At 56.5% G+C, this 17,523-nt stretch carries 14 protein-coding genes; 9 read left to right on the plus strand and 5 right to left on the minus strand.

Translation table 11 applies throughout. The annotated features are described in order from the left end of the window. Nucleotides 1–66: 66 nt before the first annotated feature. Nucleotides 67–438, minus strand: coding sequence for a hypothetical protein (locus EHN06_RS07265; protein WP_127331529.1), 372 nt, complete (start codon nucleotides 436–438; stop codon nucleotides 67–69). 230 nt (nucleotides 439–668) lie between these two features. On the opposite strand from EHN06_RS07265, the gene EHN06_RS07270 reads away from it, so the two are divergent. Together EHN06_RS07270 and EHN06_RS07275 are read left to right on the plus strand one after the other, a co-directional pair. Beyond that, complete coding sequence (locus EHN06_RS07270) at nucleotides 669–2,045, plus strand: DNA recombination protein RmuC (protein ID WP_127331531.1); 1,377 nt, start codon at nucleotides 669–671, stop codon at nucleotides 2,043–2,045. A gap of 5 nt (nucleotides 2,046–2,050) precedes the next feature. Then, a complete protein-coding gene (locus EHN06_RS07275; RefSeq protein ID WP_127331533.1) occupies nucleotides 2,051–2,917 on the plus strand; it encodes a hypothetical protein in 867 nt (288 codons plus the stop codon). A gap of 9 nt (nucleotides 2,918–2,926) precedes the next feature. Here EHN06_RS07275 and EHN06_RS07280 read toward each other — a convergent pair whose 3' ends face one another. Next, nucleotides 2,927–3,946: an AraC family transcriptional regulator gene (locus tag EHN06_RS07280; RefSeq protein WP_127331535.1), complete on the minus strand. Its 1,020-nt coding sequence runs from the start codon at nucleotides 3,944–3,946 to the stop codon at nucleotides 2,927–2,929. Between the two features lie 171 nt (nucleotides 3,947–4,117). Between EHN06_RS07280 and EHN06_RS07285 the strand changes: the two genes are divergently transcribed. Further along, complete coding sequence (locus EHN06_RS07285) at nucleotides 4,118–5,242, plus strand: CaiB/BaiF CoA transferase family protein (RefSeq protein WP_127331537.1); 1,125 nt, start codon at nucleotides 4,118–4,120, stop codon at nucleotides 5,240–5,242. 111 nt (nucleotides 5,243–5,353) lie between these two features. After that, entirely contained in the window at nucleotides 5,354–5,707 is a 354-nt protein-coding gene (locus EHN06_RS07290; protein ID WP_127331539.1) for an EF-hand domain-containing protein, read from the plus strand. A gap of 83 nt (nucleotides 5,708–5,790) precedes the next feature. Here the strand turns inward: EHN06_RS07290 and EHN06_RS07295 are convergent, their stop codons facing one another. Both EHN06_RS07295 and EHN06_RS07300 read right to left on the minus strand, forming a co-directional pair. Next, nucleotides 5,791–8,583, minus strand: a complete 2,793-nt coding sequence (locus tag EHN06_RS07295) for a hypothetical protein (protein WP_127331541.1) — start codon at nucleotides 8,581–8,583, stop codon at nucleotides 5,791–5,793. A gap of 191 nt (nucleotides 8,584–8,774) precedes the next feature. Further along, complete coding sequence (locus EHN06_RS07300; RefSeq protein WP_127331543.1) at nucleotides 8,775–9,548, minus strand: enoyl-CoA hydratase; 774 nt, start codon at nucleotides 9,546–9,548, stop codon at nucleotides 8,775–8,777. Between the two features lie 176 nt (nucleotides 9,549–9,724). Between EHN06_RS07300 and EHN06_RS07305 the strand changes: the two genes are divergently transcribed. Then, nucleotides 9,725–11,239 (plus strand): fumarate hydratase, encoded by a 1,515-nt coding sequence (locus tag EHN06_RS07305; RefSeq protein WP_127331545.1) that lies wholly within the window; start codon nucleotides 9,725–9,727, stop codon nucleotides 11,237–11,239. 33 nt (nucleotides 11,240–11,272) lie between these two features. Here EHN06_RS07305 and EHN06_RS07310 read toward each other — a convergent pair whose 3' ends face one another. Next, nucleotides 11,273–12,727 carry a protein adenylyltransferase SelO gene (locus tag EHN06_RS07310; RefSeq protein WP_127331547.1) on the minus strand — a complete coding sequence of 485 codons (1,455 nt, stop codon included), beginning with the start codon at nucleotides 12,725–12,727 and terminating at the stop codon, nucleotides 11,273–11,275. Between the two features lie 77 nt (nucleotides 12,728–12,804). Here EHN06_RS07310 and EHN06_RS07315 point away from each other — a divergent pair, with 77 nt between their 5' ends. The 4 genes from EHN06_RS07315 to EHN06_RS07330 are packed head-to-tail and all read left to right on the plus strand — an operon-like array spanning nucleotide 12,805 to nucleotide 17,521. After that, entirely contained in the window at nucleotides 12,805–13,752 is a 948-nt protein-coding gene (locus EHN06_RS07315; RefSeq protein WP_228257428.1) for a hypothetical protein, read from the plus strand. After that, nucleotides 13,749–14,552 carry an HAD-IIB family hydrolase gene (locus EHN06_RS07320; RefSeq protein WP_127331549.1) on the plus strand — a complete coding sequence of 268 codons (804 nt, stop codon included), beginning with the start codon at nucleotides 13,749–13,751 and terminating at the stop codon, nucleotides 14,550–14,552. The genes EHN06_RS07315 and EHN06_RS07320 overlap by 4 nt, the downstream gene beginning before the upstream one ends. Before the next feature lie 18 nt (nucleotides 14,553–14,570). After that, a complete protein-coding gene (locus EHN06_RS07325; RefSeq protein WP_127331551.1) occupies nucleotides 14,571–15,794 on the plus strand; it encodes a glycosyl transferase in 1,224 nt (407 codons plus the stop codon). Beyond that, a complete protein-coding gene (locus tag EHN06_RS07330; RefSeq protein WP_127331553.1) occupies nucleotides 15,791–17,521 on the plus strand; it encodes a sugar phosphorylase in 1,731 nt (576 codons plus the stop codon). Before EHN06_RS07325 ends, EHN06_RS07330 begins: the two co-directional genes overlap by 4 nt. Nucleotides 17,522–17,523: the final 2 nt, after the last annotated feature.

Below are 17,523 nucleotides of genomic sequence, written 5' to 3' on the forward strand. Positions count from 1 at the left end.
ACCGATGTGTGCGGTTGCTTTACAGTTGGTTAAGGGTCCGAAATTTTTACGGTTTTGCGGGATTCTTCAGGCTTTGTTGAGAAAGTGCTGGTGGCCCAGAACCTCTTCGGAACGCAGGTACTCCTGAATCACCGGGGAGCAGTTCAGGTAAAACAGCAACAATTCACGTTGGATATCCTGATCCTGAATGCGGGAAGCAAAGTGAATTAGTGCCCGGATGTTCTTGTCTCCGGATTCATCAGCATCGTTGAAGGACTTGCCATAGCGGCTCTTCAGCAGGTTGGTCAGCCGCTCAAGGTGAAGCTCACCGGTGTGGGTGATATTGGGCAGTAGCCGGACACGGTTGCCGCCTGCATCATCGATCTCGCAGCCCTGGCCACCGGCGTAGCCGGATCGGGAAAATTCCGATCCCAGTTTTCTCCAGAGCTCTTTCAGCATGATGAAATCCTGTTTTCCCCCTGCTCCGTAACCGCAGCACCATCCGGTTAAAAACCGGTAATTCGGCCGTGGCGACAGAACACACTACTCTTTTAGTTTATATTACGGCTTGAGTCCATAAGTGAAGACAACGTCTTTGCCCGTTTTGCCAAGCCGTCCCGGTTTGTCGACTCAGGGTATTCATCAAGACGTCCCGAAACGAGAAAGGTTCCAGTTAACAGGAGGAAAATGTGCCCGAGGCCGTTGCAGACATCATCCGGAATCAACCAGTGGTTTTCAGTGTCGTTGCCTCTCTTTTGTTGTTGGTTGGTTTGCTGGTTCTTGTTGTGGTCCGGAGCAGTCGCGTCAGGATGAGCCAGCTGGAATCGGAGAAAGCCGAGTATCAGCGGCGGGCGGAAGCCCTGGCGAACGAACTGGGAGAGGCGCGGGTAGAGTTACGTGAATACGAAGTGACACTGGCCAGTGAACGGCGCGCCAGCAACGAGAAGCTGGCGCTGCTTGAGCGCAACCGGGATGCCCTGAAGCAGGAATTTGAGAACCTGGCCAATCGTATTTTTGAACAGAAGAGTGAGCGTTTCAGCCAGCAGACCCGTACCAGCCTGGACAGTTTGCTCGACCCCTTTCGTGATCAGTTGCAGGACTTCCGCAAGCGCGTGGAAGACGTCTACACCTCCGAAACCCGGGACCGCCAGGCATTGCGGAGCGAAATCAAATCCTTACAGGACCTTAACCGACAAATCACCGAAGAGGCTGCTAGTCTTACCCGCGCCCTGAAGGGCGACAAGAAAATCCAGGGTAACTGGGGTGAGCTGATACTGGAACGGGTGCTGGAACGCTCGGGGCTGCGCAAGGGTATGGAGTATGAGACCCAGGGCAGCTATCGCGATGATGATAATCAACTGCTGCGTCCGGATGTAGTCGTGCATCTGCCGGACAATCGTAACCTCGTTGTGGATTCCAAGGTCTCACTGGTGGCTTATCAGCAGTGGATCAACGAAGAAGATGAGGGAGCGAAGGCCGAGGCGCTTCGACAGCATGTCGAGGCCGTTCGCGTGCACATCCGGGCTTTGAGCGAGAAAGACTACAGCCAGTTGAACGGGCTTCACTCGCCGGATTTCGTGCTGCTGTTCATGCCTATCGAGCCGGCGTTTGTGGCGGCTTTTCAGCAGGACGAGAACCTCTTCGCAGAAGCGTTTGAACGAAAGATTATTGTAGTTACACCAACCACCTTATTGGCTACGCTTCGGACCATCGAGAACATCTGGCGGTACGAACGGCAAAGCCAGAACGCCCAGCGCATTGCCGACCGCGCGGGCGCGGTGTATGACAAGCTCCGGGTTTTCGTGGAATCGATGGAGAAACTCGGTGCTCAGCTGCATACGGCACAGGGCAGTTATGATGCTGCCATGAACACCCTGACCCGGGGGCGGGGCAACCTTGTGTCCCAGGCGAACCGCTTTGTCGAACTGGGGGTTCGTGTTAAAAAAGAGTTACCCAGGGCCATCATGGACCAGGCCGAGGTGGATCCCGAAGACGACGATGATAGCAGGGCGTCAGGTCCGGCATCCGTACATACCGGTGAATTTGCGGACAATCAGCAGGAGTAGAGGTAATGGTAAGAACATCCCGAACGGGGCGTAACGTGACCCGCAGCCTGGTTTTGGCGTCGTTGCTTGTGACCACGGCAGCCCAGGCCCAGGGCACGTCACTGGCTCCGGAGCATGAAGTCCGTCGCCTGATGTTGGCTACCGAGGAAGCCGTTGCCGCGAAGAACTGGGGGGAAGCGGGAGAGTACCTCAACAGCCTACAGGGACTTGAGGGCGAAAAGCCCGTGGATTATTACTACTTCCGTGGCCGTGTCATGCAGGAGTCTTCCCACTTCAACGAAGCTCAATCCGCCCTGGAAACCTATGTGTCCCGCGCTGGCTCGGAAGGCCGTCATTATCGGGACGCGCTGACACGGATCACCGCCATTGAGAAGTCCCGCAAGGAACAGCGTTCAATGCAGGATCAAAACCAGGCCAGTAAGCGGGAGTCGGTCGCCATTATTGAGCCGGCGGGCCAACAGGACATGGCCAGCCTGCGCAAGCTTTACCTCGTAGACTCTGACCGCGAAGCCCTCACCATTCACCTGAACAGTTTGCTGGAGGTGGCGGGCTGGCGTGCCGACCAGCGCGTGGTCAGACTCGATGTGCCTGCGGACGTGAGTTACAGGGTTGCTGCCGGAGCCGATCAGATAGAAGTGCAGGAGTCTCGCAGGGAAGAAGATGGGCGCATCACCAAAAATACCCAATCCATTACTGTGTATGGCATCAGCCCCCAGGTCCAATGGGATTGCCAGCCCTCGGTGGCAACCTGTTGGGTGTATGACCCAAGGGACGGTTCCCGGCTGTTAAAACTCGGGGCGGACCGGGACCGGGCCGAGGAAATCGCCGGCACACTGGGACGTTTGATTAAAACCCTCCAGAACCCCGGTTGATCGGCGGCCTCACTCCCCGGTATGGCTTCGTTCCCCTTCCCGGTACGCGCCGGGGGTAACCCCTGTCCACTTCTTGAAGGCACGATGGAAGGTGGAGGGTTCCGTGAAACCTACCTTGGTGGCGATGTCATTAATGGGTAGATCCTGACGGCCCAGATAGTAAATGGCCATGTCGCGCCGTAGCAGATCCTTGATCTCCTGAAACGACGTGTTTTCCTGCTTGAGCCGTCGGCGCAGGGTTTGCGGGCTGGTGTGCAGTTCGGCGGCAATCCACTCGAAATCCGGTAAGGGTTTGGAAAAATCGCGACCGATTAAAGCCCGGATACGCCCCGTAAAGGTGTTGCTTTCATCCGGTCGGGACAGTAGGTCTGCCGGGGAGGTTTTCAGGAACTGGTGCATTTCCGGTCGATCCCGGATCACCGGGGCGGTCAGGAAACGTTTATCGAAGGTGAGGGCAGTACGCTCCGCTTCAAATGCCAGTGGGCAATGGAAAATGTGTCGGTATTCGTCGCCGTGGGCCGGGCGGGGGTAGTCAAATTCAGCCTTCAGCAGCTCCACCGGCTGACCTACGAGCCAACTGCCAAGACGATGCCAGATCACCAGAAGGCTCTCCCGCATGAAGTACATAGGATCGTTGATGTCGCCCTCAATCACGGTCACCAGCCGGGCTTCCCGGTCATCCACCTCCAGTTCCATGGACACCATGGGTTCGAACAGCCGCGAGAACTGATACGCCTGCCGGTAGACCGCTTCCAGGTTGGGGCAGTCAATCACCAGTGCGCACATGGTGGCGAAGGTGCCTGAACGACACTGCCTTGGTCCGAAACCCATGAACTCGTCGTCCATGCGGCTCCAGATGACCTGCATCAGCCGACTGAACTGATCGCTGTTGACCCGGGCCATCTCTATTTTCAGCAGATCCGGCGAGATGCCGGCCTGCCGCAGCATATCGCGGGTGTCATAGCCGGCGCGTTCCGCGCCGATCAGCGATGCCTCTACAAAGTGCCTGGAAACCGTCAGGTTTGACATGCCACTCGCTATTCCTTGGAAAACGAAGCCCATCATAAAACCCCCGGCTACAATGCAACCGGCAGGCGCCCAAAAGCTGGAAGAAATGGCCAATTGGAATGACGGAACCCGCAGTTGGCCCCATCGGAAAAAAGCGTCAGCATAGAAGGAACCACCAACAAGGAGAGAATCATGCCAGGCCCACTGACTTCCCTGAAAGTACTCGACTTCAGCACCCTGTTGCCCGGACCCTACGCCACCATGCTGCTGGCAGACATGGGGGCGGATGTGCTGCGAGTAGAAGCCCCGGACCGAATGGAGCTGACACGGGTCATGCCGCCCCACGATGGTGGCACCAGCACCGCACACGCATACCTGAACCGTGGTAAACGGTCCCTTGGTCTCGATCTCAAGAAAGAGGGCAGTGCCGAGGTTATCAAGGAGCTGGTCAAGGACTATGACGTCGTCATCGAACAATTCCGCCCGGGCGTGATGGATCGCCTGGGCATCGGTTATGACACCCTCAAGGCCATAAACCCAAAGCTGATCTATTGCGCCATCACCGGTTACGGCCAGACGGGGCCCTACAGAAACCGCGCAGGCCACGATATCAATTACCTGTCCCTGGCCGGTGTGTCCAGCCATTGTGGTCGAGCGGACAGCGGTCCACCGCCGATGGGCATCCAGATTGCCGACGTGGCCGGCGGCTCCCACCATGCCGTCATGGGGATTCTCGCGGCGGTTATCCACCGGCAGCAGACCGGGGAGGGGCAGTTTGTCGATATCAGTATGACCGATGCCGCTTTCGCCCTGAACGCCATGTCCGGCGCCGCCTGCTTGGCTGGCGGGCAGGAACAGAAGCCAGAGAGCAGTCTCCTTAACGGCGGCAGTTTCTACGATTACTACCAGACCCGCGATGGCCGCTGGCTGTCTGTCGGCAGCCTGGAGCCGCAGTTCTCCTCACGCTTGTGCGACACCCTGGATCTGCCTGAGATGAAGAGCTTTGCCCTGAGCCAAAACCCGGAACACCAGCAGACGATGAAAACGGCCCTGAAGGAAAAAATTGCCGAGAAAACACTGGCGCAGTGGCAGGAGATCTTTGCCGACCAGGACGCCTGTGTGGAGCCGGTACTGACCATCTCCGAAGCGGCAGAGCATCCTCAATTGAGGGAAAGGGGGATGGTAATTGGTGTGGATCGTGAAGATGGCACTGAGCAAAGGCAGATAGGGTATCCCATCAAATTCAGCCAGACGCCGTGTTCCTCGAAGCACATCGGTAGGAAACTGGGTGCGGATAACGACGCTATTCTGTCCTGAGCTAAGCGTTGCCCGCAGGTTACTAAAGCGTCATTGGCATTTTATGGAAATCGGGTTCTTAATTGAAAACGCAGTCAACCGTAGATCAAAAAACGATCAAGGAGGTGTCTGATGAGCGTTAAAACCCTGAGCGTTGCAACCCTGATGTCGATGGCGCTTTGTATTCCAGCTGCTTACGCCGCCGGCTCCTACGGGACGGAAAAAGATGCAATGGAAGGTGACAGCGAGAAAATGCAGCAAAGCGAAACTATGGGGCAGGGTATGCAATCCACGCCCTTTGCCGAGCTTGATGCTAATCAGGACGGCGTTCTCACCGAGGACGAGCTGAACGTGTACGGCAGCACTGCAGCCGGAAACCCCGATGGACAGCCCATGTCAGGTCAGGAAACCCGTGACATGATGATGGAGCTGGATCGGGACCGTGATGGTCAGTTAACTCAGGATGAGTTTGAGAGTATGGAATGAGTGGTTTTGTTTTCTCAATTAGATACATTAAAAACCCGGGGAGTGAAATCCCCGGGTTTTTAATTACCTAAAGCTGTAAGTGCTTAAGGGTTTTCTGGACTGGGTTCATTTTGCTTGACGAAGGTGCCGTTGTTAAAACCGATGGCGCCGCCGTCATTAGAGAAGAACGACACAATATTGGTGGCCATGTCGGCAAACACCGCAGTCTCAGCATCTGTAGTCGGTCGAATTATCGTCGTATGAGTTCCTGCCGTAAAGCGTACTGCGTTAGCGTCAACGGTAGTCGCACCATCGGCGATAATCGTATCAGCACCTAGTTGCATTATAAGTGGCTCGGTACCCGCCAGTGGAGCGGGGAGAGCCATTCCAAGCGGCGCGGTGTAATCACCAGCATAAGCCACGTCAGCTGCTACAGGAATGGTCTGATCTTGAGTAGATCTGTCAGATCCATCGCCGTAGATTTCATTCAGGTAGACCTTGCTTCCGCTATCAACGAGCGAATTTACGAAATTGTGCGGCTCAACGGTATCCAGAGAAGCTTGTGATACGTTGAAGAACAATTCCAGATTGCTGGTGCCTTGAGTAAGGCCAGACTTACCGAGACCTGCAAGAACCGTTGATCCTATAGACGGCGAGTTCTCCAAAAGCTTGGCGATTCCAGCACCCGGTGTTACGAAGGCCGCTGCTGTGAAGGGAACGAGATTGCTGTTTCCAATGGTGTCCTCTTGCGCTGCACCGTTTACTAGCGTTACGAAAGAGGTGCCTAATATGCCGCCAAGTGAGTGGCCCACGAAGTAGACTTTGCTTGTGCCTGAAACGTCCACGTCCCCAACGCCACTGCTAGGGTCGTTATCGCCATCTGCATTATCAAGGTCAAATGCATTCAGGTTGACCAAACTAGCGTTGAGGTTTAGTAGATCAACCACACCTTGCCTGTTGTTATCCCGGGCTGCCGGCAAATTGGCCAGGTTCAGGAAGAACTGTGCAGAGGAGCCGACTGCAGTTGCAGCATCAGTCGAATATTGCATGCGAGCGGGCGTGCCGTCTGCAGTCTGTCCCCAGCCAAAATGTCGTTCATTCATCGGCAGTGGACTATCTACAAACTCCCCGTCAACCTGCGCTACGTCTACACTTAAGGCCAGTGAGGGATCAAGGTCGCCCGTGGCAAGTTTGGGTGCGATACCGTGCATAGGCAGATCCATAGCGACGGTGACATAACACGCCCCTGCTAGCTGGTTACCCAAGGCAAGGCTGTGTGAGCGATTGCCAAAAATACCGTGCTGATAAATTACTACGTTATACGGTTTTGCAGCGCTACAAACTGTGTCATCAGGCACGGAGATTAGAAGTGGTGCAAATACGGTATCCTGCTCGCTGGCAAACGGATAACGGAACGTTACCTTATCTGAAGGAGGTGTGGTTCCTGCATCATTTCCAGCACTTGCATCAATGATGCCGCCGACAGTCGTGGATGCCTCCCAAGTTGCATTAAGATTGGATGGATCCGTAGCAGTCGGGACTGGCAGGTAATAAGGAAGCTCAATGCCGGCCTGGAAAATCTGGCCTGGCTGAGCTGAATCGCCGAGGGCTGCGCTTGCCGGGATTCGGGTGGCTTCAATTGGCGTTATGGGGCGGGGTTCTGGATTGCTGAAGTCTGCTCCGGCACCGGACAAGTTTGTTTCTGTGGTGTCTGCCGCTGAGCGGAGAGCAGCGTCAGTAACAGTCGCTACTGCGGTTTCAGCAGCCGTAGCCAGTGCGGCATACTGCTCAGAAGCACTTAACGCTTCAAATTCGTCAGCGTTTTCTGCCAGGTATTTTGCAATTGCTTCCTGGCGAGTAGTCACAATCGCACTCTTGTAGAAGAACTGGGCCGGAGAAGTCGCTGCCTCAAGTACATCCTCAGTACCGCCGGTAGTAAAGGTCAGGGTGAGGGCGAGATTGTCGGCAGTCAGTGGCGGTAGACCGGCGGCTTCACGGCTGTTGTTGGTCAGTGCGTTAAAGTAGCCTGTCGCGAGGCTTTCCCAGCCTTGAATGGCTCCGCGAACCGGGGCTAAGGCAACATTGCCAATTGGCTCGTCAGTGTTGCTCAGGTTTTGATATGAGGGAGAGCCTACTATTGGATCACCGGTGTTGTCTTTTACTTCATTTGTAACTACAACCAGATATTTCTTTTTTGGGTTTAACGGTCGCAGAGGTGTTATACGTAATACGTTGTTCGTACCGCCATCCAGTGAGACAACTTCCGCACGGAACTCGTTGTTAAAGTCAAAAACGGCTCCTGCGGTTTCGAGGCTCGGGTTTTGCTGAGCCTGAAGGAATGCGAGGCCCAAATCGAAAGTTGGGGTTTCGCCCGGGAAGGAGGTGCGATCTGGGGCGGGTGATATCTCGCCGTCTTCAACCAGCTGATTAATTAGATTGGTGTAATGGCTGCCACTGTTGAGAAGCGAGTCGCCACCCGGAAAGTCCAGTGAGAGTAGAAAAACGTTTTGCTGAGGGTTTGGAGCGGGTGCTCCTCCTTCGCCCTCAATAACTGGGGTAAAGTTCAGCGAATCTGGGTCAATTGAGCCAGACAGTTTGATGTCAAACTGCGCCGTAGTTGAAGAGCCATCCATGAAGTCGAGCGCATTGGTAATCGGGTTTTCGTCCGATCCGCTCAAGGTTCCGTCAGCACCTGCACCTTGTTCAAATTGTAAATCAGATGGAACAGGTAATTCACTGGTCAGGGGGTTAAATAGAGGCCAGGTTTTCCCTGTAAAGTCGGGATTATTGATCTTATATTCGGGATTCGCATTCTTCCCTGAGTCGGCACTGTCAAAGCACCCTGTCAGACCAAGGGAAGACGCCACGGCAAGACTTATTAGAGTTTTCTTGAACATGGGTGTGGAACCTTTTCCTGTTGTTGTGTCGTTTTTCTGTTTTTCTGTAACTCTGACTATAGCGACAGTATGGCGACAGTTGATCAGCCAAAAGTGTGATTCTGGTGTTTGGGAGCCTCCCCGCACGGATGGAGTTCGGCCTGCTTGAAAAATAGTTGGCAGGGAGGCTTTTGTCGAGTTCGCCCGGGTGGTTAGTCGAACTTTGAGAAGTCCGGCTTTCGCTTCTCCATAAAGGCCTTGAAGGCTTCGGCGGCTTCCCCGGATCTGAGGCGTTCGCCGAACAGTTTGCCTTCAGCCAGCATGGTATCTTTCAGCTGTCCGAGGTTGGGGCGGTTGAGCAGTTCCTTGGTGGCCCGGATAGCGGCCGGCGCCTGGGCGGCCAGCTTGTAGCAGCTCTCCAGGGCGGTGGCTTCCGTGGCTTCCGGTTCGCATACCTGATTGATGATGCCCAGACGATAGGCATCGTCAGCGGTAAAGGCGCCACCCAGCATCAGCAACTCCGCCGCACGGACGCGGCCAATCCACGAGGGCAGCAACAGGCTGGAGCCGCCTTCCGGGCACAGGCCGAGGTTGGCAAAGGGCATCTGGAAACGGGTGTTGTTGCCGGCGAATACCAGGTCGCAGTGCAACAGCATGGTGGTGCCAATGCCGACTGCGGGACCGTTGACGGCGGCGACAACGGGCTTGGTTGCGGTGGCCAGCAGGAACAGGAAGCGGCCAACCGGGGTTTCCTCGAAGGAGCCGGGCAGGCCTTGTGCGAAATCGCTCAGGTCGTTGCCGGCGGTAAAGCAGTCTTCGCTACCGGTAAACAGCACGCAACGGATCTCCGCATCGGCGTGGGCCTGTTCAAGGGCGTCGCCCAGGGCGGTGTACATGGCGTGGGTGAGGGCATTTTTCCGGTCCAGGCGGTTGATGCGTACTATCAGCACCCGGTTGTTTTTCTCAGTGAGGACGAGGTCTGTCACGGTGTCTCCTGCGGTCGTTCTTGATTTATTCGTTAGGATGGTACCTTCTTTCCATGGTTTTTTTCACGGATTTTTATAAAGCCCCTCCATCGGTCGCATGCCGCGCTCTGGTCATTTTCTGGTAAACTCCCGCTTCCGAATTTTGTCATCGATAAACCATAACTGATGAGATGCCTATGACCACCGTAATCCGCCAGGACGACCTGATTGAGAGCGTAGCGGACGCGCTGCAGTTCATTTCCTACTACCACCCGAAAGATTTTATTCAGGCTGTGTATGAGGCCTATCAGCGGGAAGAGTCCCAGGCGGCAAAGGATGCCATGGCGCAAATCCTGATCAACTCCCGCATGTGCGCGCAGGGCAAGCGGCCGATCTGTCAGGATACGGGCATTGTGACGGTGTTCGTGACCATCGGTATGGACGTTCAGTGGGATGCCGACATGCCGCTGGACGACATTATTAATGAAGGCGTTCGCCGCGCTTACACCCATCCGGATAACGTGTTGCGGGCCTCGGTACTCGCCGATCCGGACGGCAAGCGTGCCAACACCAAGGACAACACTCCGGCGGTGATCCACTACAAGATGGTGCCGGGTAACACCGTGGACGTCCACGTGGCCGCCAAGGGCGGTGGTTCCGAGGCCAAATCCAAGTTCGCCATGCTGAACCCCTCCGATTCCGTGGTGGACTGGGTGCTGAAAATGGTGCCACAGATGGGCGCCGGCTGGTGTCCGCCGGGCATGCTGGGAATCGGTATTGGCGGTACCGCGGAAAAGGCGATGGAGCTGGCCAAGGAATCCCTGCTGGACCCGATCGATATTCACGACCTGCAGGCCCGTGGTGCTTCTAATCGCTCTGAAGAGCTTCGTCTGGAGCTCTTCGACAAAGTGAATGAGCTGGGTATCGGTGCCCAGGGCCTTGGCGGTCTGACCACGGTCCTGGATGTGAAAGTGAAGGATTACCCGACCCACGCGGCCAACAAGCCGGTGGCGATTATCCCGAACTGCGCGGCCACCCGCCACGCGCACTTTGTGCTGGATGGTTCCGGTCCGTCACTGCAGACTCCGCCGAGCCTGGAAGACTGGCCGGAAATCACCTGGGAAGTGGGTGACAGCGTGCGCCGCGTGAACCTGGATACGGTCACGCCGGAAGAGGTAAAAGACTGGAAGCCGGGCGAAACCGTGTTGCTCTCCGGCAAGATGCTGACCGGTCGTGACGCCGCCCACAAGAAGATGGTGGACATGATCGAGCGTGGCGAAGAGCTGCCGGTGGACCTGAAAGGCCGCTTCATCTATTACGTGGGCCCGGTGGACCCGGTTCGTGAAGAAGTGGTCGGCCCGGCTGGCCCCACCACGGCCACCCGCATGGATAAGTTCACCCGCACCATGCTGGAGAAAACCGGCCTCACCGGCATGATCGGCAAGGCCGAGCGCGGTCAGGTGGCGATCGACGCCATTCGCGAATTTGGTGCGGTGTACCTGATGGCTGTGGGCGGCTCTGCCTACCTGGTCTCCAAGGCCATCAAGAAGGCGGAAGTGGTGGCTTTCGAGGAACTGGGTATGGAGGCCATCTACGAGTTCGAGGTGGAAGACATGCCCGTTACCGTGGCAGTGGATTCCACAGGGTCCTCTGTCCACCAGACCGGTCCGGCGGAATGGCATGACAAGATTATTTCCGCCAAGGCTGTCTGACCGCTGAATGCCTGTTCCTGATCCCGACCGGGATCAGGACGAGCAGCTGATGTTCAGGTGCTTCCCCCACTCCGGGGGAAGCGCCGCATACCCCTCGAATTCCGGCTGTTCATCGAACGGCTTTTCCAGAACCTTCAACAATTCCTTCATCGGCTCATAGTCCCCATTCTGCGCTTCCTGAATCACCTGCTGGGCCAGGTAGTTTCGCAGGACGTATTTGGGGTTTACCTTGCGCATGGCAAATTCGCGGGCGTCATGGGCGCGGCTTTCCAGTTCCAGGCGCTTCTGGTAGCGCTCAATCCATTGATCCGCCACGCTTCGATCCACGAACAGGTCCCGTATGGGGGCAGTGCCTTTGCTGGTCAGGTTGGACAGTCCACGGAAGAACCGGGTGTAGTCCACGTGATGTTCGTGGAGCATGCTGAAGGTGTCCATGATCAGCGGCAGATCTGACCGATCCTCCTGCACCAGTCCGAGCTTGTCCCGCATGTTCTGCAGGAAGCGAGCGTTGTAGGCGACTTCGTATCGCTTCAATCCCTGGCGGACACTGTCTTCATTCATGACGGGCAGCAGGGCATTGGCCAGGTACTGGCAGTTCACAAAGCCGATGTCCGGCTGGCGGTTGTAGGCGTAGCGACCGCCCTGGTCGGTATGATTGCAGATGTAACCGGCGTCAAAGTCATCCAGGAACGCATAGGGACCATAATCGAAGGTGTCGCCGATAATCGACATATTATCGCTGTTCATGACGCCGTGGCAGAAACCGACGGCCTGCCAGTCGGCAATCAGTCGCGCCGTGCGTTCAACCACTTCCTCGAACCATCGTGTGTAGCGTTCGCTGTCTGCCAGCTTGATCAAATGGGGAAAGTGCAGGGCAATGACGTGGTCCATCAGGGTTTTCAGGGTGTCTTTGCCTTCGTGGTGTGCGGCAAACTCGAAATGCCCGAAGCGGATGTGAGTTTCGGCAACGCGGACCAGGGCGGCAGCGGTCTCGATGGATTCGCGAGGAACAGGATCCTTTGCGCTGACCATGAACAGCGCACGGGTGGTGGGAATGCCCAGGCCATGCATGGCTTCACTGCAGAGGTATTCACGGATGGTGGAGCGCAATACCGCGCGGCCATCTCCAAAGCGGGAGTAGGGGGTCATGCCGGCCCCCTTCAGGTGCCAGTCCCAGCGCCGTCCATCCGGCCCGATGGTTTCCCACAGGAGCAGGCCGCGGCCATCCCCCAGGTCCGGGTTGTACATGCCGAACTGGTGGCCGGTGTACTTCATGGCCACCGGGTCCATGCCTTCCAGTAATTCAGTACCGGCACCAATGCCGGTCCAGTCCTCGGGTTGGTTGCTGTGGAACCCCATCTGTTCCGCCAGATCATGGTTGAAACACACCATGCGGGCGTCTTTCAGCGGCGTGGGCTGCACCCGGGTGTAAAAGCTGTCCGGCAGCTCCAGATAACGATGCTCCACCCGAAAATGGTTGTTGCTCATAGGACGCCTACACTCTCATCTGGTACAAAACATGCTAAACATGCAGATATAAATAAAATATCTCAGGATCCCGGACCGTGGCTGATCAACGACTTCTGGAAAAACTGCAGCCCCTGATGAATCAGGAATCCCTACCACCATCCTACGTGAGGACTGTGGAACAGACCATCGTACCGCTCGCCCGACATATACAGAAGCTGGTCGGGACAAAGAAACGGCCAGTCATTGTTGGTATCCATGGAGCCCAGGGCACCGGAAAATCAACCCTTACCCTGTTCCTGAAAGAGATCCTCCACAACGTATTTGACTGCCGAACGGCCAGTTTCTCCCTGGATGACATCTACCTCACCAGGGCAGAGCGTAAGCACCTGGCTGAAACCGTTCATCCACTGCTGATGACCCGGGGCGTCCCCGGTACCCATGATATCGCGCTTGGCCAGAAGGTGATTAATCAACTGGTGAACGCGGGTCCGACCGACCACACGCCGGTGCCGGTGTTTGACAAGTCCCTGGATGACCGCTCCCCCAGAGAGCTGTGGCCTGAGTTCGAAGGGCGGCCCGATGTGGTGCTGCTGGAAGGCTGGTGCGTCGCAGCGACCCCGGCGGAAAACCCGGATGAGTTGGTTGCTCCGGTAAATGCACTGGAGCGCGAGGAAGATCCGCAGGGGATCTGGCGTCGCTACGTCGACGATTGCCTGAGGGGCGCTTACCGGACGTTCTTTGACCAGCTGGATTCCCTGATCATGCTCCGGGCGCCTTCTATGGACTGTGTGCTGGAGTGGCGCACGCTGCAGGAGCATAAGCTTGCCCGGCGTCTGGGCGATGCACTGAAAAAGGGCGAAAGCCCCGGGGCCCTGAGAATCATGACCGATAATGAGGTCGCCCGATTCATTATGCATTACGAGCGTATTACTCGCCGGTGCCTGGAGGTATTGCCGTCGCGGGCGGATGTGGTGATCGACGTGGCGAAAGACCACAGCCTGGGGCTGCCCGGATTCCGGAAAGCTGATGGAGGCAGGCCATGACCAAGCCCCGCCTGCTGGTGTTCACCGATCTGGACGGCACGCTCCTGGACCATGACACCTATCGCTGGCAGGCGGCCGAGCCCGCCCTGGAGCGGCTGCGGCAGGCCAATATCCCGGTGGTTCTCAATTCCAGCAAGACCGCATCGGAAATGCGTGGGATCAGAGCCGCGTTGAACAATCACCACCCGTTTATTGTCGAAAACGGTGCAGCGGTCGTTATTCCGGCGAACTGTTTTGGAACCGTGGCAGAGCAGGTGGTGAATTTTGGGGCGTCGCGTGAGCAGGTGCTATCCGTATTGAGCGGGTTGCGCTCCGAGGGCTACCAATTTCGGGGCTTTGCAGACATGTCGGTGGATGAGCTGCGGCGATTGACCGGCCTGTCGGCAACCTCAGCCGAGCTGGCAAAAGACCGGCAGGGTACGGAGCCTGTGCTGTGGGAAGGTTCGGATGAGGAATTATCGACGTTTACCGAAAAACTGGCCGCCGCAAACCTGCGTCTGGTGCAGGGCGGGCGCTTCTTTCATGTGATGGGAGACTTCGACAAGGCCGATGGGGTCCGTTTCTTGCTGGGTAAATATCGGGAGCACTATGGTCAGGAACCTCTGGTGACGGTCGCATTGGGGGATAGCCCCAACGATCAGAGGATGCTGGAGTCGGTCAATATTCCGGTCATCATACGTGGAGTCCAGTCAGACCTGGTGCAGCTTACCTCCGAACGGCATGCCATGCGCTCCCTCAAGCCCGGCCCGGAAGGCTGGAACGAATGCGTACTCAATATCCTCTTTGAGTACGGTTACTGAAACAAGAGGAAGACAGCCATGGGCGATTTTTACCAGAACGGCATTGTCACCACCCTTCATAATCTGACCCGCCGTCCGGTGGAGGACCTGGAACAGGAACTGATGAACTTTCGCAAGGCGCGCCCCATGTCATTGGTGTTGCCTTCGCTGTTCTCGGAACTGGAAGGACCCGCACTCAAGCACATCGTCAGTGAACTGGCCAAGGTGCCCTATCTGGAACAGATCGTCATCGGGCTGGATAGGGCAACGGAAGAGCAATACCGCTATGCACTGGAGTATTTTTCCGAGCTGCCCCAGAACTTCAAGGTGCTCTGGAATGATGGCCCCCGACTGCGTGCGATTGATCTCAAGCTCCGTGAGCAGAACCTGGCGCCGACGGAAATGGGCAAGGGGCGTAACGTCTGGTACTGCTTTGGTTACGTGTTGGCCTCCGGGCTTAGCGAATCCGTAGCCCTGCATGACTGCGATATTCTGACCTATTCCCGGGAATTGGTGGCACGCCTGATTTACCCGGTCGCCAACCCCGAGTTCAACTATATGTTCTGCAAAGGCTACTACGCCCGGGTTGCGGACAGCAAAATGAACGGCCGCGTCAGTCGCCTGCTGGTCACGCCGCTGATTCGGGCGTTGAAGAAAGTCTGCGGCCCCAACGATTTTCTGGATTACCTCGACAGTTACCGTTACCCGCTGGCCGGGGAGTTCTCGTTCCGGACGGACGTCATTAACGACCTTCGCATTCCCAGTGACTGGGGCCTGGAGGTGGGCGTACTGTCGGAAATGAAGCGCAATTACGCGACTAACCGATTGTGCCAGGTGGACATTGCGGACACCTACGACCATAAGCACCAGGAACTGTCGCCGGAAGATGCCAGCCGTGGGCTGTCCAAGATGAGCACCGACATTTCCAAGGCACTGTTCCGCAAGCTGGCCACCAACGGTGAGATCTTCTCCAATGAGAAGTTCCGCACCATCAAGGCGACCTACTTCCGGATTGCGCTGGATTTTGTCGAGACTTACCAGAATGACGCCATCATCAATGGCCTGACGTTTGATCGTCATAAGGAAGAAAAGGCCGTCGAGTTGTTTGCTCAGAATGTGATGCGCGCCGGGGCCTATTTCCTCGATAATCCTATGGATACACCGTTTATTCCGAGCTGGAACCGGGTGACCAGTGCGATCCCGGATATCAAAGAGCAGTTGATGGAAGCGGTGGATCTGGATAATGAGGAGTTCCGCCCATGAAAGAACCACTGAAATCCAAACTGGCGGGGATGTTGGAGGTCGTCTACCCCGATCTCGACAGTGGGTTTCTGGCGGAAAAACTGCTCAAGACCATGGGACTCGCTCCGAATCAGGAGCCTCCGCCGGCTCACCAGAACAACTGGGACGAATCGGACATCGTTCTGATTACCTATGCGGACACGATCCGGCGGGCGGACGAAAAGCCCTTGGTGACGCTCCATGAGTTTCTGATGGATTGCCTGGCGGACACGGTTTCAGTCGTCCATATCCTGCCGTTTTTCCCCTACAGCTCCGATGACGGCTTTTCCGTCATGGATTACCTGGCGGTCAACGAATCCCATGGCACCTGGGAGGACATCGAGCGTATTGCCAGGGATTTCAAGCTGATGGCGGATCTGGTGATCAACCACATGTCGGCCCGTAGCCGCTGGTTCGAGAACTTCCGCAAGCGTGTTGATCCGGGCAAGGATTACTTCTTCGAGGCCAGTCTGACCGATGATCTGAGTGCCGTGGTGCGACCACGGACCTCACCCCTGTTGAACCCGGTGATGACAGAGGACGGCGAGCGGTACGTCTGGTGCACCTTCAGTGAAGATCAGGTGGATCTGAACTTTGCCAATCCCAAGGTATTGACCGAGTTTGTGTCGATCATCCGTAAATACCTGGAACGAGGCGTGATCCTGTTTCGGTTCGATGCCGTGGCATTCCTCTGGAAAGAGCCGGGAACCCCTTCTATCCACCTTCAACAGACCCACGAACTGATCAAGATCCTGAGACTGCTGATTGAGCATCACAGTCCGCAGGCGGTGGTGATCACCGAAACCAACGTGCCTAACCGGGAGAACCTGACGTACTTCGGTAACGCCAATGAAGCTCACGCGATTTACAACTTTTCCCTGCCGCCGCTGCTGATCCATACCCTGGTGACCGGAAATTGCCGCCACCTGAAGACCTGGCTGATGAGCATGCCGCCGGCCCAGTTGGGCACCACCTACCTGAATTTTATTGCCTCTCATGACGGTGTCGGGTTGCGGCCGACAGATGGCCTGCTCACGGACGATGAGAAGCAGGGGCTGATCAATACCATGGAGTCCTTCGGGGGCAAGGTCTCATACCGCCGCACGGAAGACGGTCGTGACCAGCCCTATGAGATCAATATCGCGCTGTACGATGCGCTCAAGGGTACGGTCAAAGGTGGGGCCGATCACTGGCAATTGCAGCGATTCATCTGTGCTCATACGGTAATGCTGGCGCTGGAGGGGATCCCGGCCTTTTACATTCACAGTTTGCTGGCCACAGAAAATGATTACGAGCGGGCGGAGCATACCGGCCGTCTGCGTTCCATCAATCGGGGGCAGTGGAAGCTGGAGTCGATCGAAAGTGAACTTGCCAATCCGTTGAGTCATCACAGCAAGGTGTTCCGGGAGCTGAAGCGCCTGATCGCGATTCGTCGGCGGCAACCGGCGTTTCATCCCAATGCCACCCAGTTCACGCTCCACCTCGGGCTGCAGTTGTTTGGATTCTGGCGCCAGAGCATGCGCCGGGATCAGTCCATTTTCTGCATTCACAACATCAGTGATGAAGTGCAGCAGGTGGCGCTCAGTGACATTAACCTGATTGGCACCGACCAGTGGGTGGACCTTATTTCCGGGTTACAGGTGGATGACTTGAGTGGCTCCATTACGCTGAAACCCTACCAGAGCGTCTGGTTGTCAAACCGGGAGTAGGG

The organism is Marinobacter sp. NP-4(2019) (assembly GCF_003994855.1).
GTDB lineage: Bacteria > Pseudomonadota > Gammaproteobacteria > Pseudomonadales > Oleiphilaceae > Marinobacter.

Coding starts and splice junctions, on each gene's coding strand:
- EHN06_RS07265 (WP_127331529.1), bottom strand. CDS start 438: ATGCTGAAAGAGCTCTGGAGAAAACTGGGATCGGAATTTTCCCGATCC.
- EHN06_RS07305 (WP_127331545.1), top strand. CDS start 9,725: ATGACCACCGTAATCCGCCAGGACGACCTGATTGAGAGCGTAGCGGAC.
- EHN06_RS07310 (WP_127331547.1), bottom strand. CDS start 12,727: ATGAGCAACAACCATTTTCGGGTGGAGCATCGTTATCTGGAGCTGCCG.
- EHN06_RS07285 (WP_127331537.1), top strand. CDS start 4,118: ATGCCAGGCCCACTGACTTCCCTGAAAGTACTCGACTTCAGCACCCTG.
- EHN06_RS07325 (WP_127331551.1), top strand. CDS start 14,571: ATGGGCGATTTTTACCAGAACGGCATTGTCACCACCCTTCATAATCTG.
- EHN06_RS07295 (WP_127331541.1), bottom strand. CDS start 8,583: ATGTTCAAGAAAACTCTAATAAGTCTTGCCGTGGCGTCTTCCCTTGGT.
- EHN06_RS07275 (WP_127331533.1), top strand. CDS start 2,051: ATGGTAAGAACATCCCGAACGGGGCGTAACGTGACCCGCAGCCTGGTT.
- EHN06_RS07290 (WP_127331539.1), top strand. CDS start 5,354: ATGAGCGTTAAAACCCTGAGCGTTGCAACCCTGATGTCGATGGCGCTT.
- EHN06_RS07330 (WP_127331553.1), top strand. CDS start 15,791: ATGAAAGAACCACTGAAATCCAAACTGGCGGGGATGTTGGAGGTCGTC.
- EHN06_RS07320 (WP_127331549.1), top strand. CDS start 13,749: ATGACCAAGCCCCGCCTGCTGGTGTTCACCGATCTGGACGGCACGCTC.
- EHN06_RS07280 (WP_127331535.1), bottom strand. CDS start 3,946: ATGTCAAACCTGACGGTTTCCAGGCACTTTGTAGAGGCATCGCTGATC.